The organism is Bacillus sp. FJAT-27445 (genome assembly GCF_001510665.1).
Classification (GTDB): Bacteria; Bacillota; Bacilli; order Bacillales; family Cytobacillaceae; genus Bacillus_D.
In genome coordinates this window covers 18197-41450 of record NZ_LMTI01000007.1, presented here as the reverse complement: position 1 = coordinate 41450, position 23254 = coordinate 18197, and the positions used below count along the sequence as shown (strand labels likewise).

Sequence of the window (23254 nt, the reverse complement as noted above, 5' to 3'; positions counted from 1 at the left end):
TATTCGATTGTTATTGATTGTTTTGCCCGGTCATTTGAGCCTGTGCCTGGCGAACAAGGCGTTTTGTGATTTCCCCGCCAACAGATCCATTCGCCCGTGATACCGTATCTGAACCCAGCTGAACGCCAAACTCCTGGGCTATTTCATATTTGACCTGGTCAAGGAATTGTTCTACGCCTGGAACAAGTAGCTTATTGCTGTTTCTTGCCATGATTCTCACTCCTTCGCTAACATCAGAGATTTCTTCTCTGTAAGGGTAGTTTTTGAAGGCGGGTTGTGTTTTATGAGTGGTAATTCTTTTCCCAATTGGCAAAGATAAAGAAAGGAATATTACCTAAATACATCTTACCTTTCCGGCAAGCTGTGTTTTACAGCATCCAGAAGGAAGTCCGCAATATGTGTCGCCCTCATCGATTTTGTTAATCCTTCTCGTTCAATCCCGAGTTTCATCTGAAGGAGGCAGCCTGGATTGGCTGTTACAATAGCGGCGGCATGTGTATCTTTTGCTTTTTCCATTTTATAATCCAGGACCTTCATTGACATCTCTGACTCAATAATATTGTAAATGCCTGCTGAACCGCAGCAACGGTCTGCCTCAGCCATTTCTCTGTATTCCGCCCCTTTGATTGCCATTAATAAAGTTCTTGGAGCGGAGGCTGTTTTCATGGCATTCAGCAAATGACAGGAATCCTGGTAGGTGACAACTTGAGATGGCAGTTCCAAATCCACTTTCCCGAGGAAACCTGCTTCAATAAGAACTTCTGAAAGATCCTTAATCTTAGAGGAAAATATTTCTGCCCTTGTTCGCCAATCTTTATCATTTTGAAGTAAATGGCCATAATCGATCAGGAATCCGCCGCATCCCCCTGCATTGGAGATGATATAGTCGGCTCCTGTTCCTTCAAATGCTTCAATGTTCTTTTTTGCCATTTCCTTTGCGGAATTTTTTTCACCATAATGGCCGTGAAGAGCACCGCAGCATGCCTGGCTATTGGGTATGACGACCTCACAGCCTGCCAGTTGAAGAAGCTTTAATGTTGCATTATTTGTTTCAAGGAACATGGTGTCCATCAGGCAGCCTCTAAAAAAGGCAACCCGCATTGTCCGCTTTCCTATTGCGGGCATGTACTCCGGCCTGTTTTTAAGCTCCTTCATCGGCGGTACGTCTGGAAGTATTTTTTCCATGGAAGCCAGGCTTTCCGGAAAGAGGTTTATAAACCCAAGCTTCCTGACGGCTGTTTGGAGGCCGGACCGCTGGTAAAAGCCAATCAACCCGGCAACGGACCGCATTCTGTCCTGGTGGGGAAACAGCCCTTTAAAAGCAGCTTTGCGGGCGACATTAACCCCAAAGGAGTAGGTTTTGTTGCTGGAAATGATATCGCGGGCCTCCTCAAGGAGCGAACCATACCTTACACCTGAAGGACAGACCGTCTCACACGCCCTGCACCCAAGGCATAAATCCAGTGAACGTTCAAAGTCCTCGCCGGGCTCAATCAGCCCATCGGCAACCGCCTTCATCAATGCGATGCGGCCCCTTGGTGAGTGGGTTTCCTGAAAGCCCGATTCAATGTAGGTCGGGCAGCTTGGCAGGCAGAAACCGCATCTCATGCAATTCAATAATTCATCTTCGTCCATCCGTTCTTTGAACTGCTGCTGGATAGCTTCACGTTCCTGTACCGAAGTCATTTTGAAACCACCACCCGTTTCCTGTTGTCATTCGCAAAAATTTTCCCGGGGTTCATGATATTGTTCGGGTCGAGCGCTGCCTTAACTGCCCTCATTGCCGCAACTCCTTCCTTCCCCAGCTTCATCTCTAGGTAAGGAGCCTTCATGATGCCTACACCGTGCTCACCTGTTATTGTCCCGCCAAGCTCGATGGCCCTCGCGAAAATTTCTTCAAATGCTTTTTCTACACGAGCCATTTCTTCTTTGTTTCGGATATCGGTTGGACAGGTGGGATGAAGGTTGCCATCTCCGGCATGGCCGAAGGTACAAATCTTAAGATTGTATTTTCCCGCTATTTCCGTAATGGATTTAACCATTTTGGCAATTTCAGAACGGGGGACTGTCGCGTCTTCAAGTATCGTGGTCGGCGCAAGTCTTGCCAAAGCGGACAAAGCTGTCCTCCTTGCCATCCTTAGTGCCTCGGCTTCAACCTCCGTTTTCGCAACTTCAACGGAAAATGCCTTTTCCTCTAGGCAGATTTTCATTATTTTTTCCATATCCCGCTCAACGATTTCCGGTGGGCCATCCTGTTCAATCAAAAGGACAGCTTCCGCATGAATGGGAAGGCCGATTTTCACATAATCCTCAACAACCCGTATCGTTGCATTGTCCAGGAATTCAAGAGTAGCCGGGATGATTTTATTGGCGATGATTTTCGAAACTGCCCTGGCTGCTGATTCAAGATCCCCAAAAAGCGCAAGCCCCGTTTTTTTCGTTTCCGGAAGTGGAAGAAGCTTAAGGATTGCTTCTGTTATGATGCAAAGCGTTCCTTCCGATCCGACAAACAAGCGGGTGAAATCATAGCCAGCGACATCTTTTGCAAGCTTTCCGCCCGTCCGGATAGTATCGCCATTTGGGAGCACTGCCTCCAAACCAATCACATAATCCCTTGTAACGCCATATTTCAGGCCGCGCAGCCCCCCGGCATTTTCGTTAATATTTCCTCCGATGGTCGAGATTTTCATTGAACCCGGATCCGGCGGATAAAAGAGCCCCTTCGCTTCCACAGCTTGGATAATTTGGCTAGTCACAACACCGGGCTGGACCGTAATCGTCAAATTGGCTTCATCAATTTCTAAAATCTTATTCATATGTTTAAACAGGAGGACAATCCCTCCCTCAATAGGGCAAGTCCCTCCGCAAAGATTGGTACCCGATCCCCTCGGCACAACAGGGATTCCGTACTCATTGCAAATTTTTAGAACCTCAGAAACTTCATGGGTATTTCTAGGGCTAATGACCGCTTCCGGCAAAGCCTGGAAATTCGGCGTCGCGTCATAGGAATAGACGAGACGGCTCGTTTGCGAATCCTCATAATTTTCGTCGGAAACAATGTCGATGAACTTCCTTTTTACCTCGTTACTAATCGTTTGAGCCAGCATGTTCATTCCTCCAATCCCTTTGTAAAGCAACTGAGCGCTGAAAAAATTGGTATAAGTCCATTATAAAAAAACACCCATCAACCTGCTATGTATGTATATCTAAATAAAAAGTTTATAATAAGTCGATTTTTGTATGTTTATCTAATAGACGGATTGCGAGGTACATAGCAGTGACATCAGAAGTCCTGCCAGCGTCGTGGTTTGTTAATTCCTTGATTCTTTTTAGCCGGTAGTGAAGGGTGTTGATGTGAATATGAAGGTTTTTTGCTGTATTTTTATAGGACTGATTTTGTGAAAAAAACTCAGAAATTGTTTGAAGCAAGTCTCTTTCTTTTAAAATGGGGCCAACCGTCCGGGTAATAAATTCTTTCTTTATTTCCGTATTCAAATCATCAAGAAGCATTTCCAATGTAAGATCTTCATCAAAAACAACAGGATTGCCCTCCGACGCAATGTTCAGCGCTCTTACAGCGTGAGTATATGATTTTTCTATGCTTAGAGGAGCTACTGCTTGCCCGAGGCCAATAAACGGAACAATTCCTGTAAGGCCAGAAAGGAATTCGTGAAACTGCCGAATTTTCCGTTCAATTTCCTCCCTTTCAGGTTTAAGAGAATAGTCGAGGAGAAGGACAATTCGATCGTTGCCCCAGCGTGCTACAACATCGGATTGTAAAAATAGGGGCCAATTGAAAATAACGGACCATGTTTGTCTTGAGATGGGTTGGCGGATGGCCTTAAACTCAATAATTGCAGCGATCCTAGCCAATGACAAATCAATCCCAAGCAGCCTTGCCCTGTCTGTCAACGAATCCTCCCGATTTTGGTTTTGAAGCCAGTCGATGACAAACGTTTCAACTGCGCGTGATTGCCATTCGAATTGGCTTGTATAGGAATCCTCGGCAATCAGCAGCTCTGTCATTTTTCTAATGATTTCGCCAAATGGAGCCACTTTTGAAGGGTCGCCTGTTATTCCTACAATCCCGATTACTTCATTTTGAAAAAAAATCGGAAGGTTCATTCCCGCTTTAACGCCCTTTAAAGTTGTTTGCTCATCCACAGTAATGGTGATTTTTCTTTTTTCTCTCGCGGCGATGAGTGCCCCTTCATGGAAAGCCCCTATACGAGACTGGTCAGTGCTGGCGATGATGGTTCCATCGGTGCTTACGACAATTACATCTTCATCTATCAGTCTCTTGACCTCATTGACAATTTTCCCTGCAAGATCCGGATTCAGCATCGTTTTTCGCCCCCTTGTCTGTTAAAGTCCATTATATACTGTTTTCCAGCAGGACCGGTCTTTTAAGCCTTTCATAAAAAAACGCTATCCATGGGGGGACAGCGTTTTGCTTACGTGCTTAGGAAGCTATAGAATGGAGCATTTTGGATAACTCGAAACATGTTATTGTAATCCAGCTTAAGCGAGCTTACGCATTTTGTTTTTTAATCCGTGCCTTTTCCTGTATCGATTTGCGGGTGCATGAATGGAACCGCATTTGGCTTTCTTCTGCTTTCGAGTATTTCCCTGTTTTCTTTCGTGTTCCAACCAATATCATTTGTAGGGTGGACCCATTGATCACCGGACATGATTTCAGGGTCGGTTTTATCCGACCAGTTTTCAAGTGGCGAGTCCGGGGAAGAATAGAGGCTGTCTCCGATTACAACACCATACCGGTTAACAAAAGGAGTTTCCATTTCGATGTCTGTCCCTTTGAAATCCGGGGCGTTAATTTGGTGGGGGAGTGTTCCGTCAATTTCCGGTCTTTCCAATTTATTTCGCTCTTTTGCCATGTGTTTTCCTCCTTTTTAGTTTTATTTTTAGGCACAGGAGAGGGATTTATGAATGGGGAACAGGGATGCATGAATTTTGCATGGTTGTAGGAAACTAATGAAAAAGGAGGCGTACCAATGGCGAAAAGAAAAGCGGAACGAAATGCTGTCGAGAAATATAGCAAAACACCGCATAAAAATACCCAGGAGTCAGACTTTTCAGCTGAGCTTGCCCATGAGGAGGATCCCATGAAAGGGGCCAATCGAAACTCAAAGCAAGGAAGAAAAGGGCGAGGCTGATGAAAAAAAAGATTCATCAGCAATCAAGTCCCAAGGAAGAATTCAGTATTGAGTTCGGTGATGTAAATGGAATTAAGTTATATGAGCTTTTTGCTTCCAACCGGCAAGACAAAGAGGAAGGAAGTACAACGAAAAGCTCCTCGAATAAGAAAAAATAAGCCGGCGGATGCCGGCTTATTGAGCGAATGAACTGATCTTCGCCCCTTTTCCAGCCGGGTCATAATAAACCGCAAGGGCTGTTGGGGTGAAGCGAATCGTACCAGAAGCAACATATTCGTTTAAATCAAATGCCAAAGGCTCTAAAATGGTATGCTTGTACATGTCTTTTTCCGAAAGGTTCAGGCCTTCAAACGATTGGCCGGCAATTTCCGGGTTTGCAAGCAGGCGCTGGTATAACAGGCTCCTGCCCTTTTTATCAAACCGCTTTTCCCACCATGGTTTACGTGGGCTGTATTTTTGCCTTGATAAGTAATCGAACATCATCAGCCCCTCGGCAACTTCCAGGTTTTGTGTATTTCTCGAGATAAGGAAGGAACGGAGGCGTTTGAACAAGTCCTCAAGCTGGTGTCCGATTCTTGCCCAGCCTTTTTGATCCCAAAAGGCTCCGAACTCCTGGAAGAAATCAAACGGGGATTCAAATTCCCTGGTAATCAAATACTCGATGGTGGTATCCATCCGGTGGCTGTTCCAATATTTTTCAAGGACATCCTCAACCTGTTTGATCCGGATGATATCCTCGAACGGCAAGACATTGTTGCCAAGTATTTCATAAGGTGCCTGGTCCATAAAAATGTATTCATGCTCATCCGCGCGCAGCCTCACACCTGTGCCCCGCAGCATTTTAAGGAATCCAAGCTGCAATTCTTCGGGCCTCATTTCAAATACATCGTTAAAGGTCTTCCGGAAAGACTGATAGTTTTCCTCCGGCAGACCCGCAATCAAGTCAAGGTGCTGGTCAATCTTGCCGCCTTCCTTAACCATCGTTACCGTTCGCTTAAGCTTATCAAAATTCTGTTTCCTCATAACAAGCTCATTCGTATACTCGTTCGTTGATTGGACGCCAATTTCAAAACGGAAAAGCCCTTTCGGTGCTTCGTGATTTAGGAATTCAATGACCTCCGGGCGCATAATGTCGGCGGTAATTTCAAATTGGAAAACCGTCCCCGGCAAGTGCTCATCAATGAGAAAGCGGAACATTTCCATCGCATAGCTTCTGCTGATGTTAAAGGTGCGGTCGACAAATTTAATCGTTTTTGCCCCGTTCGCCATTAAGTAGCGAATGTCTTCTTTTATTTTTTCCCGGTCAAAATAGCGAACGCCAACCTCGATTGACGATAGGCAGAATTGGCAGTTGAATGGGCAGCCGCGGCTCGTTTCAATATAAGTCACCCGTTTGCCCAGATGCTCTATATCCTCCGGAAACTGGTAAGGGGAAGGAATTTCCTTCAAATCAAGCTTGCCGGACTGGAGGTTGATTTTTACCTGGCCATTTTGCCTGTAGGCTAAACCAGGTACTTTGCCAAGATTAGGCGCTCCGCTTTCAAGTTCCTGAAGGAGTTCCTTATAAGCCGCTTCCCCTTCGCCGATGACGATATAGTCAGCGGCCGAAAGTCTTTCAAGCCATTGTGCTGTATCATAAGTAACTTCTGGCCCTCCGAGGACGATGGCAATAGCAGGGTTTATTTTTTTTATCATGGAAATAACCTTAATGGTTTCCTCGATATTCCATATATAACAGCTAAAGCCAATGACATCAGGCATTCTAGCAATGAGATCCGAGACGATATTCATTGCTGGATCTTTAATTGTATATTCCACCAGTTCAATGTTGAACTCTGGTTCGGCATAAGCCTTCAAATATCGTATAGCCAGATTGGTATGGATGTATTTGGCATTCAAAGTCGAACAAATTATTTTCATGTAAATAGCTCCTTGAAAGGTTCTTATAAGTATTTTAGTATAATCACTCAAGGATGTAAAAGGAAGGAACAGTAAAAGTCCCTTCCGGGAACGGGAAGGGACTATTGCTTTGCACTGAATCTTTATTGCCGCCCTTGGTTTACGCTAAGCCCGTCCGAGAGCCGGCTGAGCAATTTCCTTGTCTTCGATGCCCTTAGCTCAATAAGCGGCTGGGTGAATGACGTGATTAGCCTGCTTGACAATCCTAGGACTATGATAAGGGAAATTCCCGCAAGGAGGACAATCTGTTCCGTCCTGTCAAAATAGGAAACGATGTCGCTTTCACGGAAGACCTTAACGAAAAAACCATGCAGCAGATAGACATAAAGTGTATTTTTTCCAAGATTGGTAAAGAAATATTCCTTTCTCGGAACAAAGGCGAAAAAGCTCATGACCATCACCAGGCTCAATGCGTAAATGCCCAGACGCTTAAACATGGCCCAGACTGATGCGGCCCCCATTGCTTCGTAAGGCTTGGAACCGAGCAGCCATTGATACTGTATATCCGGATAGAGGTAAAATCCGGCAAAAATGATAAGAAACGCAGCCATTCCCAGAATCCGTTTCCGTACTGTAAACAGGGAATAAAAATGTTCCTTCTTCATGTAATAGCCGGTCAGGAACAATGGGAAAAACACAAAAGTCCTTGAAAGGCTCAAATAATTGGATACCCAACCGACATAGCCGATCAGCAATCCAATAGTAAACGCCCCCGCTATCGCAACGGACGGCCTGATTTTTGTAACGGGGATTAGTAGCAAGTTCCAGAAAAACATACTGATCAAAAACCATAGTGACCAATGCGGATCGAATGGGTCCATCCGGAAATCAGGCTTCTGGTATAGGTAATAATAAAAAACCGAGTAGATAACCTGGAAAATGATATAGGGCAGAATCAATTTCTTGGCAATTTTAGCGACATACCCTTTTTCATTGAACCCTTTTGCAAAAAAGCCTGATATTAGGATGAAAGCGGGCATGTGGAACGTATATATAGCCTTGTATAGGGCAAAAAAGATTTCATTATCTTCAATAAACGCTCTTAGCAAATGGCCAAAAACAACTAGAAAAATCAGAATGAATTTTGCATTGTCAAAGTAGTGGTTTCGTTTTTTCATCATTTCCTCCAATTAAGAGACCCCCAGCAATCTCACTTCCTTATTACCCTAACTAAATTCGCAGAAACAAGGTAATGAATTCCAGTAAGCCAGTCTGCAAAGATGGGTACTGTTATAATACAGGTTCGAATCTGTATCCATTGTTATGATTGCTCTCTTTCCTTTGTGAAATCTGAATTCATGTTAATACAGTTCGAGCTGTATCTAAATTTTATTAGAGTTGTATAACTTTTGTCACAGCGTAAATATTTCCTGTTGCCTAAAATAGATGGTGGGGATGCCGGCAAATCGCCGGCTGAGAACATAAGAAAGGGAAAATGGGAGGGAAGACATGTCAATTCTGCCAAAAAGAAATGATCTGGGATTCTTTGAAATACGCCTCGAATCAATCGGGGGCCTTGGGGCGAATCTGGCTGGGAAAATGCTTGCTGAAGCGGGGGTGCTTGGCCTTGGACTGAATGGATCGAATTTTTCATCCTACGGGTCCGAGAAAAAGGGTTCACCTGTAAAGAGTTTTATCCGTTTTTGCGACGCGGAAGTAGAGATTCGGGATCACAGCCCGATTGAACAGCCTCATATTATCGGAGTTTTTCATGAAGCCTTATATAAAATGGTCGATGTCGTCAGCGGACTCGAGGCCGATGGGATTGTCCTCGTCAATTCGGCCAGGGATTTTGACGGCATAAAAACCGATCTGCAGCTTGAATATGGCACTTTAGCAATCGTTGATGCCTTAACAATTGCGGTTGAGGAAAAAACGAAAGTAAATACAGCAATGCTTGGCGCGCTGTATCGAATATGTGATTTTCTTGATCCGGAGGCAATGAAAGCAGTCATAAGAAGGACTTTTGAAAAGAAATACCCGCACTTGGTCGAGCCAAATATCAGGACGTTTGAACGCGGTTACAATGAAGTAACGTTCAAGGTATATGAAGTGCCAGCTGGTGCCGAGGGCAAAACCTTCACGAGGCCGCTTCCTCAGCTTGGCTATCTTACCCAAGAAATTGGCGGGGTTATCCCCGCACCTGGCAACAGCATCCTTAAAGATCTTAGCGGATCCAGACAGGGCTTCCTGCCAGAACTGAAACTTGAAAAATGCATCCACTGCGCATCGTGCGATACGGTTTGCCCTGATTTCTGCTTTGTTTGGGAAACGGGTCAGGACAAGCGCGGCAGGGAGCAAATGTTCCTAAAGGGAATTGATTATCAATACTGCAAAGGCTGCCTGAAGTGCGTAGAGGCATGCCCGACAGACGCGCTAAGCGACCTCCGAGAGGCTATTGGCTATGCTGATGCCAACCGGGTCAGGCAAAACTTTCCTTATGCGCAGGGGAGGATATAAAAATGGCCATGTTAGAAAAAGAACTTAAGGGAACTGCAAAAGCGGAGCAATTGCTCACCTTTGAATCCGGGAATGAAATGGCCGCGATGGCGGCGGCGCAAATCAATTATCATATTATGGGATACTTCCCAATCACCCCTTCTACTGAGGTGGCCCAATACCTTGACATGATGAAGGCAAGGGGGGAGCATGACATCAAGCTTATACCTGCGGATGGGGAACATGGATCTGCAGGAATATGCTACGGTGCCGCAGCAACTGGGGCGCGCGTTTTCAACGCAACAAGCGCGAACGGACTCCTCTACATGATCGAGCAGCTTCCGGTCCAGGCGGGTACGCGCTTCCCGATGGTCATGAACCTCGTAACGAGGGCTGTCAGCGGTCCGCTTGATATAAGGGGAGACCATTCCGACTTGTACTATGCATTGAATACAGGCTGGGTCATTCTTACCGCGAGGACTCCGCAGGCAGTTTATGACATGAATATCATGGCACTGAAAATCGCCGAACATTCAAAGGTCCGATTGCCTGTCATCGTCGCCTATGACGGATTCTTCACTTCCCATCAGAAGAGAAGGGTTGAATATTTTAAGGACCGGGCTGTAGTCCAGAAATTTGTCGGTGAATGTCCGATTGATTACAATTTTGCAAGGGACCCGAAAAAACCGGTTACTATTGGCGCGCATATGAACGGCGAGGACCTGATGAACAACCACTTCCAGCAATCCGAAGCAATTTATGCCGCAGGGGAAGTTTTCAAGGAAGTTGCAGCTGAATATGCGAAACTATCTGGCAGAGAATATCCTGTACTTGACCTTTATAAAATGGAAGATGCCGAAGTAGCACTGTTCCTCCTTAATTCCGCGGCCGAGTCAGCAAAGGATGTTGTTGACAAGCTTAGGTCCAAAGGAATCAAGGCAGGGGTCATTTCACCGAACATCATTCGCCCATTCCCGGCAAAGGAAATCCGTGAAGCCCTGAAAAATGTTAAGGCATTGCTAGTGGGCGAGCGCGCCGATTCGTATGGCGCTCACGGGCCGAATCTGACCCATGAGGTAAAATCGGCGCTGCAGGAAGATAAACAAAACGCCACGGTTGTCCTTAGCAGGGTATTTGGCCTAGGCGGTAAAGACTTTTATTCAGATGATGCGGAAGCATTTTTTGAAATGGCATTAGAGGCAAAGGAAAAAGGATATGCAGAAAAGCCATTTGATTATTACGGAATTGTTCCAGGCAACCCGGAAAAAGCGCTCAAGCCTGTCATTGAGCCGCAATACGGAGAAACGTATAAATCCGGCCTCATCGATGTGAAAATGGATGAGGAAACAGGCAAACTGAAGGTGAAAATCCCTCCGCTTAGGGCACTGGCCTCCAAGCCAAAGCGCCTCGGTTCAGGCCACGGCGCCTGCCCAGGCTGCGGTATATTCCCAGGACTTGAGCTGTTCTTTAAGGGTATCGAGGGGGATATCGTCGTCCTTTACCAGACAGGCTGCGCTTACGTGACGACAACTGCGTATCCGTACACATCGCACAAGCAAACGATGATCCACAACCTATTCCAAAATGGGGCGGCGACGTTGTCTGGCACCGTTGAAGCGTTCTTTGAACTGCAAAAACGCGGAGAAATTGAAATTGCCGATGACGTCACATTCGTTATGATTACCGGTGACGGCGGAATGGATATTGGCATGGGCTCGGCGATTGGAACCGCATTGCGCGGCCACAAGCTGATCATTGTTGAATATGATAACGAGGGCTATATGAATACCGGCTCTCAAATGTCATATTCCACTCCGATGGGCCACATGACGAGTACCACAAGTGTTGGAAAAACCCAGCAGGGAAAGAGTTTCCATCATAAGGATACGGCCCAGCTGATGGCGGCTGCAAACATTCCTTACGTTTTCACCGGTACAGAAGCATTCCCGCAGGACCTTGTTAAAAAAGGTGCAAAGGCCCAGTGGTACGCACAGAATGTTGGCACAGTATATGGGAAAATCCTAATCACTTGCCCGTTGAACTGGAAATCAGAGGATCGTTACGGGAGCACAATCATGGAACAAGCAGTGAATTCCTGTTTCTTCCCGCTTTACGAAATCGAGCAGGGCGCGACAACGATCACATACAATCCTGAGGAAAAAAATAAACGTGTACCTGCATCCGAATGGCTGAGATACATGGGCAAATCCAAGCATCTTTTAAAAGAAGAAAATAAGGAATTGCTCGCGGCGTTCGAAAAGGAAATCGAAAACCGCTGGCAGCGACTGAAGGCAAAGAACGAACATCCGATGCTATAAGCTAATGGTGTCTGAAACATGGGTATAGGAAAAAGATGAATGAAAAGCGGTCCTTTTTGCGAAAAAAGGCCGCTTTTTGCATTTTGGCAAACGGAATTTGCATATTTTGGGATGCTTTCGGTTTCCGGGTACATTTTGGCTGTTAATGGCATATTTATTCCGTGATGGAAAGTCAAAATGAGCTGCCTTTTAGGTACTCGGAAAATATATCGAAAATTTTCTAGTAGTTATCGAAAACTTTTAAGATATATCGAAAACTGTCACAATTTGGACAAGGTCACCAACCGCGTATTATTACTCCCCCAATTTAGTGAAATTATCCAGTCCTCTCTTGACTATTCAGCAAACAATTGATATAAATCTAATTAGATATATATCGAATTAGTAAAGGTGATGAATATGCAGTTAAACAGGCTGGTTTCATTCTATAAAGCCATGGGCGATCCAACACGCATCCGGATTGTTGCGCTTCTGGCAACTGGCCCGCTTCATGGCCAGGCGATTGCGGGAAAGCTGGGGCTGACTCCGCCAACAATTACCCATCATTTGAAAAAACTACGGGAAATCCATGTTGTCTTCGAGAGAAGGGACAAAAATACAATCTATTTTTATCTGAATGAAAAAGTGATGGAGCAGCAGGCAAAGGCGCTAACGCAGCTTGCGAAACGGGAAGGGGAGGAACTAGACGAAATGGCTAATACAAACGTGGAGAGGCAGAAGGTTATCAGCAACTTCTTTACAGCGGATGGGAAGCTGAAAAACATTCCGGCACAACGAAGAAAGAAGCTCTATGTATTTGAACATATCGTAAGGGGCTTGGCAAAAGGGAAAAAGTACGAAGAAAAGGAAATTAACGAATACGTCAAGAATTTCCATGATGATTACGCGACCATCCGGCGTGAGTTTATTATCAACCATTACATGTACAGAGAAAATGGCATTTACGAGCTGAACCCTGAAGAAATGTGGGCAAAGCCGTAGGTAAGTGTGTGAAAAAAAGGAGGCTGCCACCTGGCACTGCCTCCTTTGTACTTGTCTGGAAATTTTTAAATAGAACATTGTGGATAACTCGAAACAATTTATTGTAATCTAGCTCCAGCGCCTAGCCCCTCGAGGTCTTAAGCCGGTTCCCTACGGAGGGAAGGCCCGTCCTGCGGGCCCCGTCTTAATCTGGTCGGGGCTGACCAAGGCGCCTGCGCATTTTGTGTCTTATTCCCTGTAATGTTCAGGCCTTCTGTCATCAAAAACCGGGATGATACCCCGGACTTCCTTCACCTTTTCAAAATCGATTTCGGCACTTAGAATTTCCTCGCCTTCACCAGCTTCGGCAATTACTTCGCCCCATGGATCAATTACCATTGAATGGCCCGCAAAAACATTCTTCGGATCGCTCCCCGCCCGGTTGCAGGCAATGACGTAGCATTGGTTTTCAATCGCCCTGGCAATCAGGAGCGCGCGCCAGTGGGCCAAGCGAAGCTTCGGCCATTCTGCAACAACGATGATTGCTTCAGCCCCTTTCGACGCATGTTTCCTTAGCCATTCCGGGAAACGGATGTCGTAGCAGACAAAGCCGGCAAAGCCGTGGCCTTCAAGTTCGAAATTCGCTGTTCCGGTTCCTGGTTTGAAAAAATGATGCTCATCCATGAGCTGAAACAAATGAAGCTTGCTGTACTTATGGACCAGGCTTCCATCCTTCGAGACGACCAGGAACGTATTTTCGACTCCGTCCCCGGTTCGGTTCGCGACTGATCCTCCGATGAGATTAACATGGTTTTCAACAGCCTTTTTCTCAAGAAAAGCAATTGACTCCAGCGCATGGTCATCGGCAATTTCATCAAGCCTGTCCAAGTCGTAACCGGTCGTCCATAATTCCGGCAGGACAATGAGGTCTGGATTTGTATCTGCTGCTTCTTGAATCAAATTTTCGGCAATGGAATAATTCTCAGCCGGGTTCCCGTATGCAATATCCATTTGTAAAATGGCGATTTTCATTTTCAAATTATTTTCCCCCAATTCAGAAAAGTAAAAAACCTCTTTACAAGATACCTATTACGTTATATCATTTGTGACTAGATTTCCATAAAAAAATCAAACCATTATAAAGCAGGTGGCTTTTGTGAAGGAATATCCTAAGTCGGATTTATTGAACAGCTTACCAGGCCAATTTTTTGCAGGGCTTGTCAAAAAAGTTGGCGAGACAATTGAGAAAGGGCATGACGTCATCAATCTTGGGCAGGGAAACCCGGACCAGCCGACGCCGGCCCATATTGTGAGAAAACTCCAGAATGCCGCGGCAAATCCTTTAAACCATAAATATTCTCCATTTCAGGGGTTCAGGTACTTGAAAGAGGCTGCGGCAAATTTCTATAAACGCGAATACAACGTTGATTTGGATCCGGATACAGAAGTAGCCATCCTCTTTGGTGGAAAAGCCGGCCTTGTGGAAATTCCGCAGTGCCTGCTTAATCCAGGAGATACGTTGCTTGTGCCAGACCCAGGCTATCCTGATTATTTATCAGGGGCAGCCCTAGCCCAGGCGAAGCTTGAAACAATGCCTCTCCTCGAGCAGAATGGTTTCCTGCCCGATTACAAAGCGATTTCGCCTGAAGCCTTGGAAAGTGCCAAACTCATGATCCTCAACTATCCAAACAATCCCACTGGCGCAGTTGCAACAAAAGAGTTCTTTGATGAAACCGTGTCGCTTTCAAACAAACACGGTATTTGCATCGTCCACGATTTTGCTTACGGGGCAATAGGTTTCGAAGGAAAAAAGCCAATAAGCTTCCTACAGTCCGAAGGGGCTAAGGATATTGGCATAGAAATCTATACCTTATCGAAAACCTACAACATGGCCGGCTGGAGGGTTGGCTTTGCCGTTGGGAACAAAAGCGTTATTTCCGCTATTGAATTGATTCAGGACCATATGTATGTTTCCCTGTTCGGGGCTGTACAGGAAGCAGCCGCGGAAGCATTGAATGGTTCCCAGGACTGCGTTAATGAACTAGTCCGTTTGTATGAAGGCAGGCGAAAGGCCTTAATTGGCGGATTAAAGCGAATTGGTTGGGATGTCGCTGCGCCGGCAGGCTCGTTTTTTGCCTGGCTGAAGGTTCCGGAAGGCTTCAGCTCAATGGAATTTGCCGACTATCTGCTGGAAAAGGCGCATATCATGGTTGCCCCAGGAATCGGCTTTGGCCAATTTGGAGAAGGCTATGTACGGGTTGGCCTCCTTGCATCGGAGGAGAGGCTTGCTGAAGCGGTCCAACGAATTGGTTCTTTGGAGATATTCCAAAAAAATGTTTGACAATAATATTAATTCTTGCGATAATCCATATTGAATCTTAACATTATGAAAATAGTGAATATAATAAAAATCATTTTCTTATCAAGAGCAGGCGGAGGGACTAGCCCTATGAAGCCCGGCAACCGACTTATTTTAAGCACGGTGCTAATTCTTGCAGCGAAAGCTGATAGATGAGAAGAGATTAGTTTGCTGCGCTAACCTCTTCTTTGGAAGGGGTTTTTTTAATGCCTTTAATGAAAAATATCTATGCCCATCGGAAATTCCACGTAAGAAAGGATGGCACACAATGAGCGAAATTATAGCGACATATCTTATACATGATGAAAATAATCCCGCGAAAAAAGCGGAGGAAATTGCCCTAGGCCTGACGGTCGGTTCATGGACCAATTTACCCGCACTGGAACAGGAGCAGTTAAGGAAGCACAAAGGGAGAGTGGTATCGGCTGAAAAAACCGCCGAAACCATCGCAACAATCTCGGTAGCGTATCCCGCAGCCAATTTCTCGGCGGACCTTCCCGCAATCCTGACTACAGTGTTTGGAAAATTGTCCCTCGATGGGAAAGTTCGGCTGATGGATTTGGAATTCAGCCAGGAGTTTAAACGTTTTTTTCCGGGTCCACGGTTTGGGATTGAAGGGCTAAGGGATAAACTCAATGTTTTCAACAGGCCGCTGTTGATGAGCATTTTTAAGGGTGTACTTGGAAAAAGTCCCGATTTCCTCACAAGCCAGCTTAGAGAGCAGGCATTGGGCGGAATCGACATCGTTAAGGATGACGAAATCCTTTTCGAAAATCCGCTGACCCCCTCGAGGAAAAGAATTCAGGCCGGCCGGCTCGTCCTGGATGAAGTATTTTCCGAAACTGGCCACCGGACACTTTACGCAGTGAACTTAACAGGGAGGACTTCGGAACTTAGGGAAAAAGCAAAAAGGTTTGCGGAAGATGGCGCCGATCTACTCTTGTTCAATGTATTTTCCTACGGACTGGATGTCCTGCAGGAACTTAGGGAGGACGAAAGCATCGGCCTGCCAATCATGGCGCATCCGGCGTTCAGCGGTGCAATCGTATCATCTTCTGTATATGGGGTTTCCCATTCCCTCCTCTTAGGGAAACTGCTCAGGTATTCGGGCGCGGATCTTGCTCTGTTCCCATCACCGTACGGCTCGGTGGCGCTTGCAAGGGAAAGCGCGCTCGGGATTGCAAAGGAGCTGACGAAGGAAGAGCTGTACAAAAAGGCGTTACCGGTACCTTCCGCCGGCATTCACCCAGGACTTGTTCCAGCCTTGATTTCCGACTTCGGCATTGACTCAGTCATTAATGCTGGCGGAGGAGTCCATGGACATCCGGGCGGAGCAGCTGCCGGGGGAAAGGCCTTTCGCCAAGCAATCGATGCAGTCCTGGACGGCCGCAGCCTGTCAGATGCGGCTGCCTATCAACCGGAACTTGAAAAAGCCCTGGAGCTATGGGGGGTGCCTGTAAAATGAAAACGCCCGTTATTTACTGTGACTTCGATGGAACAATTACCGAAAAGGACAACATAATTTCAATTATGAAGACCTTTGCTCCGCCGGAGTGGGAACCGATTAAGGACCAGATCCTTTCTGGAGAAACCTCCATCAGGAAAGGGGTTGGGGAATTATTCTCACTACTTCCGTCGAGCGAAAAAGGACAGATTGCCGAATTTGCTATTGAACAGGCGAAAATCAGGGAGGGCTTTGGAGAATTTGTTGCTTTTACAAGAAAAGTTGGCATTCCTCTTTATATTATAAGCGGTGGCATTGATTTCTTCGTCGAACCAGTCATTTCACAATATGGCCCGTTTAATGGGGTATTCTGCAACAGTGCTGACTTCAGCGGGGAAAGGATTCACATTCTCTGGCCCAACAGCTGTGATGAAGGTTGCGGCAATAACTGCGGCTGCTGCAAGCCAAGTGTCATCAGGCGGCTTGGCCATGGTGGGGATTATTTTAAAATTGTCATCGGGGATTCAATAACAGACCTTGAGGCGGCAAAACAAGCGGATTTTGTCCTGGCGCGTGACTTGCTTAAGGAAAAATGTGAGGAATGGGGACTGCCACATGCACCATTCGACAATTTTCATGATTGCCTTGCATGGATAAAAAAGAAGACTGGGGTGAAGGAGCAGGCATGCTGAACGAAAAGTGGAACGAGCTTGCTGATGTGAAGGATGAGCTTTCGGGACGGGATTGGTTTATGGGGACAAGTGGGAATCTTGCGATAAAAGTTAGTGGTAATCCACTGCAATTCCTTGTTACAGCAAGCGGTAAGGATAAGCGGAAAAGGACCGATGAAGACTTTTTGCTTGTTGATGAGTATGGCAGGCCGGTGGGGGATACCCATTTGAAACCTTCCGCGGAGACTCTTCTTCACGTTGAAATATACCGCAGGACCAATGCAGGCTGCAGCCTCCATGTGCATACGATCGACAACAATGTCATCTCCGAAATTTACGGAGAACGCGGAGAAGTGTCTTTTCAGGGCCAGGAAATTATCAAAGCCTTCGATAGGTGGGAAGAGGATGCGGTGTTAAAAATCCCGATTATCCGAAATTACGCCCATATCCCTTCATTGGCAAAGGCGTTCGCAGAGCATATTGACGGTGACACTGGAGCTGTACTCATCCGGAACCACGGAATCACGGTTTGGGGAAGGAATGCTTTCGAAGCAAAGAAAGTACTTGAAGCATCCGAGTTTCTCTTCCGTTACCAACTCCGGCTCCTTGAACACAAACCTTTCCAACTGTTTAAGGTCGTTTAAAACTATCAAGCTTGAAAATAAGGTATCCACTAATATATAGAAAGAGGTTTTTCATATGGCATGGATTAAATTTCAACAAAGGGGCCAAGAAGTGCGGGGACAGGAGGAAGTCGCTTCCTTCCTTGAATCCCAGGAAGTTATTTATGAGCATTGGGATGTTAACAAGCTTTCTGAAAATCTAAAGGAAAATTTTACGCTTTCGGAAGAAGATAAGGAAAATATACTTAAAACCTTTGAAAACGAAATCAACGAAATTTCAGCAAGGAGGGGCTACAAGGCACAGGACGTGATTTCTCTTTCTGACTCCACCCCTAATCTTGATACACTGCTCGATAACTTTAAAAAGGAGCATCATCACACAGACGATGAAGTACGCTTTATCGTCAGCGGTCACGGAATCTTTGTCATCCAAGGGAAGAATGGCGAGTTTTTTGATGTCAACCTCGACCCTGGAGACCTGATTTCTGTCCCTGAAAATGTCCGCCACTATTTTACTCTCCAGGAAGACAGGAAGGTAGTAGCCATCCGGATTTTTGTAACTCCCGAAGGCTGGGTGCCAATTTATGAATAGGTAATATAAAATTTGCCTTAAAAACCGGTTCCAAGTGGAGCCGGTTTTTCTTTTTTTGAAACAATACCGATAAATCGATGTCGAAATACGGTGAATTTTAAGATGTTTTGACCTGTTTTGCGAATCTATTTACATTACTTCCAAAGCCTGGCATAATTCAACAAGTGTCATTATTTTTGTAGGTAAGGACACGCATTTATAGAAAAATAATTGATTCAACTGGAGGCAGGTTAAGGGTGTTTATAAATAGCTTTGAAATGATTAAACTATTGGAAGAAATACAGAAGAAACGAAAAGTAATGATTGAATTGGCAAATAAGAATGGATTAACAAGTGAAATGACAATCCAATGTAGCCAGGAGCTTGATGATATCATTGTCGCCTATCAAAAGGCAACGCAATCCTGCCGGGAGAGATCAAACCAGGTTGATATTGTCCTATCAAAGTGGCGACTTGCCCGAAAGAATATTGGAGACAGGCAGGCAGGAAATTCAGGAATATTTAAAAATGTAGTGGGATGCTAACTAAGCTGGCATCCTCTTTTTTTTGTAATAAATATTGATCCAATGATCAAAGACCTCATTTTGCTCCTTTACGGTAACCGCCGCTAAACTCTTCTTTCTTGGTTCTTCACCACAAAAAGTGGTTTTAGCAAATATGTTGATTTGCGCTACAGGCACACGCTTTCCGCGGGGCGTCAGTGGAGCCTCCTCGGCGCTTGCGCCTGTGGGGTCTCCACCTTGCCGCTGCATCCCGCAGGAGTCGGTGCCCTCCGCTCCAATCAACATATAAGTTACGCATTTTAATCATAAACCAGCACTTATGGTGATGAACCTCTTTCTTCAATATTGTCCAATTTCATCCTCGTCTCCCAAAAAATATTTAAAAAACCTTTAAATGTGATTTATATCATTGTCTGTATCTGAATATTTATTATAGTAGTATTAACAGCAATGTTATGATCAGCGTCGTATGTTTGTACGGCAGGTGTTATGCCGTCCTATGACCGGAATTGCTGAAGTTTGGTTTAAACTCCAAACCATTCGTTTTGTTGGTACTATGCTTGTTTTATGATTCATATATCGTATTACAAAGCATTTTTATTTTCAACCAAGGAAACGCTTACAACAATTTAGTACAGAGGGGAAGGTAGTACATGCATATTGTCGTTTGTGTCAAACAAGTACCGGATACAAAAATTATTAAAATTAATCCTAAAACAAATACGCTTGACCGCAGAAGTGCTCCAGCCATCCTGAATCCTTATGACGCCCATGCCGTCCAGGAAGCAGTGAAAATCCGGAAGCTGACCGGCGGTACGATTTCCGTGCTGTCAATGGGGCCACCACAGGCAACTGCCGTTATTAAGCGAAGTGTTGAAATTGGGGCCGACAGAGGCTATTTAATTTCAGACCGGGCATTTGCTGGGGCTGATACACTCGCCACCAGCTACGCATTGTCGAAGGCGCTTGAGAAGATTAGCAAGGAAAAGCCAATCGATATGGTGATTTGCGGAAAGCACGCCATTGATGGGGATACAGGGCAAGTTGGACCAGGAATCGCCCGCAGGCTAGATATCCCGCCTATTACCAATGTCATCGAAGTTTCCGAGGTGAATCAAAAGGAAAAGACCGTTTTGATTAAAAGAAAGCAGACAAATGGCTACGAATTGATCCAGGCTGAGCTTCCATGCCTGCTGACGGTTGAAAAAGAAATTAATGAAATTGACTATTCGCCGCTCCCGAATATGATAAAGGCGGCCAGGTATGAGCCTGTCATCTGGGCTGTGAGCGATTTTGAAAATGTTGACAAGACCCAGTTGGGACTGAAGGGCTCCCCGACCATTGTTGGCAAAATGTTTTCTCCTCCAAAGCCTGAAGGAGGAAAAAGGCTCGAAGGCACATCGGATGAGCAAGTGAAAGAGCTGATGGGGCTCCTAATGGAGAAAAAAGAGCTCTTAATGCCCAGTTCCGCAAACTAAACAAACTAGCATATGTGGATAGGAGGATTCTGATGAATTTAGATGAATACAGAGGGGTTTGGGTTTTTATAGAAGAAACAGATGGGGAAATTGAAGGCGTTTCCCTCGAACTGCTCGGTGCAGGGCGTATGCTCGCCGATAAGCTTGAAGTTTCGCTGGCAGGGGTCCTTATGGGAGACGGAATAAAGCCGCTTGCATCCAAAGTCATTGCCTACGGGGCGGATGAGGTGTATGTAATCGACCATCCGGTTATGAAGAACTATCGGACGGAGTCATTCATGAAGGGTGTAATCATGCTGGCCGAAAAATATAAGCCGGAAATCTTCCTTTACGGGGCTACTCCAAACGGAAAGGACCTCGCAAGCGCCGTCGCCACGGATTTGAATACTGGTTTGACCGCGGATACGACCATGCTCGATATTGACATTAGCAACCGACTATTTGAGGCAAGCCGGCCGGCGTTCGGTGGAAACATAATGGCGACAATACTGTGTAAAAAGCACAGGCCGCAAATGGCGACGGTTAGGCCTAAGGTGATGAAAGCCCTTGAACCGGACAGTTCACGAACAGGTAAAATCATTGAAGAAACGATAGCACTTTCTGAAGAAAATATGCGAACAAAAGTGCTTAAAATTGTGAAAGACATAACAAATAAGGTTAATCTTGCAGAAGCACATGTCATCGTTTGCGGAGGCAAAGGAATGGGAGATCTGCAAAACTTCCAAATGCTCAACGACCTTGCAGATGCAATTGGCGCGACCGTTGGCGGGACGAGGGATGTTGTCGAAGCCGGCTGGCTGCCTCACCACCTGCAGATTGGCCAGACCGGGGAAACAGTTACCCCAAAAATATACTTTGCGGTAGCTTTATCCGGAGCGATCCAGCACGTAGTTGGAATGAAAAACTCTGAAATTATCATCGCAATCAACAAAGATCCAAATGCACCGATTTTTGATGTTGCTACCTACGGAATCGTAGGGGATGCACTTGAAATCGTCCCGAAACTTACAGAACAATTCAAACAGATGCGGAACCAAAAGGGCGGTGAAATCAGTTATGCCTGAAAAATTTGATGTTATCGTCGTTGGCGCGGGACCTGCGGGAGCTGCATGTGCCCTCGTTTGCGCAAAAAATGGATTAAATGTGCTGCTGATTGAAAGAGGGGAATACCCTGGTAGCAAAAACGTAATGGGCGGCGTACTCTATAGGAAGCAAACGGAGGAACTCATCCCTGAATTTTGGAAGGAAGCACCGCTGGAAAGGCCGGTTGTCGAGCAAAGATTTTGGATGATGGATAAAGAATCAGTCGTTTCTTTTGGCTATAAAGGAATGGAATGGGCTAATGAGCCATATAACAATTTCACCGTCCTAAGAGCCCAGTTCGACCAGTGGTTTGCCCAAAAGGCGGTCGATAATGGAGCCCTTCTAATCAACGAGACGGTCGTTACTGAATGCATTGTGGAAAATGGGAAGGTCATCGGAGTGCGGACTGACAGGCCGGATGGAGATGTGTATGCGGATGTTGTCGTTCTCGCGGATGGCGTGAACTCTTTACTTGGAAAACAGCTAGGCTTCCACAAGGAATTCCGTCCGGATGAAGTTGCCCTGACAGTCATGGAGGTTATCAATCTTCCAAAAGAGAAGATTAACGACCGCTTTAACCTCGAAGGCAACCATGGATGCACAATTGAGATTTTCGGAGATTCTACAAAAGGGAATCTTGGGACTGCATTCCTTTATACGAATAAAGATAGCCTCAATATTGGTGTCGGCACAACCTTATCGAGCATGATCAAGGCAAAACTGAAGCCGTATGACCTGCTTGACTATTTAAAGGCTCACCCAATGGTCAGGCCTATGCTTGAAGGCGGGGAACCAGCTGAATACTTGGCACATTTGATTCCGGAAGGCGGCTTTAGATCTGTTCCAAAGGTTGCCGGGAACGGGGTTGTAGTGATCGGGGATGCTGCTCAGCTTGTCAATGCGATCCATCGTGAAGGCTCGAACATGGCCATGTATTCCGGAAAGCTTGCTGCCGAGGCTATTATTGAAGCGAAAAACCGTAACAATTTTAGCGAATCCAGCTTGAACAGCTACCGCGAAGCACTTTATGGAAGCTTTATAATGAAGGATCTTGAAAAGTATAAGGATGCTGCCCATACCTTTGAAAAGTATCCACAATACTTTAAGGAATATGTACCGATGATGAATCAGGCGATGAGCAAGTTCTTTACGGTCGACGGGACTCCGAAACGTGATAAGCAGAAGGAAATCCTGAAGAGTATGACAAGCGAACGTGGTACCTTTAAGGTACTTCAGGATATTTATCGAGCATGGAAGGCGGTGAAATAATGTCAGTTACAACACTAGAAGAAAAACAATACCTCCTTCGCTTCAGGTGTGACACGAAATCCCATTTAACCGTACTGGATCATGATATTTGCGCGACAAAATGTCCTGACAAGATTTGTACGGTATTTTGCCCCGCAGAAGTTTACAAGTGGGAAGGAACCCGCATGCAGGTAGGCTTTGAAGGCTGCCATGAATGTGGCAGCTGCCGAATTGGCTGCCCGCACCAAAATATTAAATGGGAATACCCAAAAGGCGGCCATGGTATCGTATTCCGGCTTGCCTAGGTTAAGAGAATAGGAACAAAATGCGCAAGCCCCTGGGTCAGCCCCGACTAGCATAAGACGGGGCCCGCAGGACACTGAATGGCATCCCTGAATTCGCT

General features: G+C 45.7%; 24 protein-coding genes and 1 riboswitch. Of the genes, 15 read left to right on the top strand and 9 right to left on the bottom strand.

Features of this window, described 5'->3' with window-relative positions; translation table 11 throughout:
• Window positions 1-10 precede the first annotated feature (10 nt).
• The 5 genes from AR337_RS19660 to AR337_RS19640 form a co-directional block, all read right to left on the bottom strand.
• Window positions 11-211: an alpha/beta-type small acid-soluble spore protein gene (locus tag AR337_RS19660; RefSeq protein ID WP_059173753.1), complete on the bottom strand. Its 201-nt coding sequence runs from the start codon at window positions 209-211 to the stop codon at window positions 11-13.
• Between the two features lie 134 nt (window positions 212-345).
• The gene (locus AR337_RS19655; protein ID WP_059173752.1) at window positions 346-1686 is read right to left on the bottom strand and encodes a (Fe-S)-binding protein; all 1341 of its coding nucleotides are present in this window, start codon (window positions 1684-1686) and stop codon (window positions 346-348) included.
• Window positions 1683-3107, bottom strand: coding sequence for a glycolate oxidase subunit GlcD (gene glcD, locus AR337_RS19650; protein ID WP_059173751.1), 1425 nt, complete (start codon window positions 3105-3107; stop codon window positions 1683-1685). Before glcD ends, AR337_RS19655 begins: the two co-directional genes overlap by 4 nt.
• Window positions 3108-3219: 112 nt before the next feature.
• Complete coding sequence (locus tag AR337_RS19645) at window positions 3220-4344, bottom strand: sugar diacid recognition domain-containing protein (protein WP_059173750.1); 1125 nt, start codon at window positions 4342-4344, stop codon at window positions 3220-3222.
• Between the two features lie 203 nt (window positions 4345-4547).
• Entirely contained in the window at window positions 4548-4895 is a 348-nt protein-coding gene (locus AR337_RS19640) for a DUF3905 domain-containing protein (protein ID WP_059173749.1), read from the bottom strand.
• 117 nt (window positions 4896-5012) lie between these two features.
• Between AR337_RS19640 and AR337_RS23555 the strand changes: the two genes are divergently transcribed.
• Together AR337_RS23555 and AR337_RS23365 are read left to right on the top strand one after the other, a co-directional pair.
• Complete coding sequence (locus AR337_RS23555; RefSeq protein WP_172797575.1) at window positions 5013-5174, top strand: hypothetical protein; 162 nt, start codon at window positions 5013-5015, stop codon at window positions 5172-5174.
• Window positions 5174-5332: a hypothetical protein gene (locus AR337_RS23365; RefSeq protein WP_156424478.1), complete on the top strand. Its 159-nt coding sequence runs from the start codon at window positions 5174-5176 to the stop codon at window positions 5330-5332. The genes AR337_RS23555 and AR337_RS23365 overlap by 1 nt, the downstream gene beginning before the upstream one ends.
• Before the next feature lie 16 nt (window positions 5333-5348).
• On the opposite strand, the gene AR337_RS19635 is transcribed toward AR337_RS23365, so the two are convergent.
• Both AR337_RS19635 and AR337_RS19630 read right to left on the bottom strand, forming a co-directional pair.
• Window positions 5349-7094: a B12-binding domain-containing radical SAM protein gene (locus AR337_RS19635; protein ID WP_059173748.1), complete on the bottom strand. Its 1746-nt coding sequence runs from the start codon at window positions 7092-7094 to the stop codon at window positions 5349-5351.
• 122 nt (window positions 7095-7216) lie between these two features.
• Entirely contained in the window at window positions 7217-8251 is a 1035-nt protein-coding gene (locus tag AR337_RS19630) for an acyltransferase family protein (RefSeq protein ID WP_059173929.1), read from the bottom strand.
• A 331-nt stretch (window positions 8252-8582) separates the two neighbouring features.
• On the opposite strand from AR337_RS19630, the gene AR337_RS19625 reads away from it, so the two are divergent.
• The 3 genes from AR337_RS19625 (at window position 8583) to AR337_RS19615 (ending at window position 12871) form a co-directional block, all read left to right on the top strand.
• Window positions 8583-9593, top strand: a complete 1011-nt coding sequence (locus tag AR337_RS19625) for a 2-oxoacid:acceptor oxidoreductase family protein (RefSeq protein ID WP_059173747.1) — start codon at window positions 8583-8585, stop codon at window positions 9591-9593.
• Window positions 9594-9595: 2 nt separating this feature from the next.
• On the top strand, window positions 9596-11890 hold the full coding sequence (locus tag AR337_RS19620; RefSeq protein WP_059173746.1) for a thiamine pyrophosphate-dependent enzyme: 2295 nt from the start codon (window positions 9596-9598) through the stop codon (window positions 11888-11890).
• Window positions 11891-12289: 399 nt separating this feature from the next.
• Window positions 12290-12871 (top strand): metalloregulator ArsR/SmtB family transcription factor, encoded by a 582-nt coding sequence (locus tag AR337_RS19615; protein WP_059173745.1) that lies wholly within the window; start codon window positions 12290-12292, stop codon window positions 12869-12871.
• Window positions 12872-13099: 228 nt separating this feature from the next.
• Here the strand turns inward: AR337_RS19615 and AR337_RS19610 are convergent, their stop codons facing one another.
• Window positions 13100-13888 (bottom strand): carbon-nitrogen family hydrolase, encoded by a 789-nt coding sequence (locus tag AR337_RS19610; protein WP_059173744.1) that lies wholly within the window; start codon window positions 13886-13888, stop codon window positions 13100-13102.
• Window positions 13889-14006: 118 nt separating this feature from the next.
• Here AR337_RS19610 and AR337_RS19605 point away from each other — a divergent pair, with 118 nt between their 5' ends.
• The 6 genes from AR337_RS19605 to AR337_RS19580 all read left to right on the top strand — a co-directional run bounded on the left by AR337_RS19605 (window position 14007) and on the right by AR337_RS19580 (window position 19063).
• On the top strand, window positions 14007-15191 hold the full coding sequence (locus AR337_RS19605) for a pyridoxal phosphate-dependent aminotransferase (protein ID WP_059173743.1): 1185 nt from the start codon (window positions 14007-14009) through the stop codon (window positions 15189-15191).
• Between the two features lie 75 nt (window positions 15192-15266).
• A riboswitch (SAM riboswitch) is annotated at window positions 15267-15368 on the top strand.
• 109 nt (window positions 15369-15477) lie between these two features.
• Window positions 15478-16674, top strand: a complete 1197-nt coding sequence (locus AR337_RS19600; RefSeq protein ID WP_059173742.1) for a 2,3-diketo-5-methylthiopentyl-1-phosphate enolase — start codon at window positions 15478-15480, stop codon at window positions 16672-16674.
• On the top strand, window positions 16671-17345 hold the full coding sequence (locus tag AR337_RS19595) for a 2-hydroxy-3-keto-5-methylthiopentenyl-1-phosphate phosphatase (protein WP_059173741.1): 675 nt from the start codon (window positions 16671-16673) through the stop codon (window positions 17343-17345). The genes AR337_RS19600 and AR337_RS19595 overlap by 4 nt, the downstream gene beginning before the upstream one ends.
• Complete coding sequence (locus AR337_RS19590) at window positions 17339-17968, top strand: methylthioribulose 1-phosphate dehydratase (RefSeq protein WP_059173740.1); 630 nt, start codon at window positions 17339-17341, stop codon at window positions 17966-17968. The genes AR337_RS19595 and AR337_RS19590 overlap by 7 nt, the downstream gene beginning before the upstream one ends.
• Window positions 17969-18023: 55 nt before the next feature.
• Complete coding sequence (locus AR337_RS19585) at window positions 18024-18539, top strand: acireductone dioxygenase (protein WP_059173739.1); 516 nt, start codon at window positions 18024-18026, stop codon at window positions 18537-18539.
• 236 nt (window positions 18540-18775) lie between these two features.
• On the top strand, window positions 18776-19063 hold the full coding sequence (locus AR337_RS19580; protein ID WP_059173738.1) for an aspartyl-phosphate phosphatase Spo0E family protein: 288 nt from the start codon (window positions 18776-18778) through the stop codon (window positions 19061-19063).
• Here the strand turns inward: AR337_RS19580 and AR337_RS19575 are convergent, their stop codons facing one another.
• The gene (locus tag AR337_RS19575; protein WP_156424477.1) at window positions 19064-19327 is read right to left on the bottom strand and encodes a hypothetical protein; all 264 of its coding nucleotides are present in this window, start codon (window positions 19325-19327) and stop codon (window positions 19064-19066) included. It abuts the gene before it with no gap.
• 368 nt (window positions 19328-19695) lie between these two features.
• On the opposite strand from AR337_RS19575, the gene AR337_RS19570 reads away from it, so the two are divergent.
• Genes AR337_RS19570 through AR337_RS19555 form a run of 4 tightly spaced genes read left to right on the top strand, consistent with a single transcriptional unit; the run spans window position 19696 to window position 23156 of the window.
• Window positions 19696-20520 carry an electron transfer flavoprotein subunit beta/FixA family protein gene (locus AR337_RS19570; protein ID WP_059173736.1) on the top strand — a complete coding sequence of 275 codons (825 nt, stop codon included), beginning with the start codon at window positions 19696-19698 and terminating at the stop codon, window positions 20518-20520.
• 32 nt (window positions 20521-20552) lie between these two features.
• Complete coding sequence (locus AR337_RS19565) at window positions 20553-21584, top strand: electron transfer flavoprotein subunit alpha/FixB family protein (protein ID WP_059173735.1); 1032 nt, start codon at window positions 20553-20555, stop codon at window positions 21582-21584.
• Window positions 21577-22872: an FAD-dependent oxidoreductase gene (locus tag AR337_RS19560; protein WP_059173734.1), complete on the top strand. Its 1296-nt coding sequence runs from the start codon at window positions 21577-21579 to the stop codon at window positions 22870-22872. The genes AR337_RS19565 and AR337_RS19560 overlap by 8 nt, the downstream gene beginning before the upstream one ends.
• Window positions 22872-23156 (top strand): ferredoxin family protein, encoded by a 285-nt coding sequence (locus AR337_RS19555; RefSeq protein ID WP_059173733.1) that lies wholly within the window; start codon window positions 22872-22874, stop codon window positions 23154-23156. Before AR337_RS19560 ends, AR337_RS19555 begins: the two co-directional genes overlap by 1 nt.
• Window positions 23157-23254: the final 98 nt, after the last annotated feature.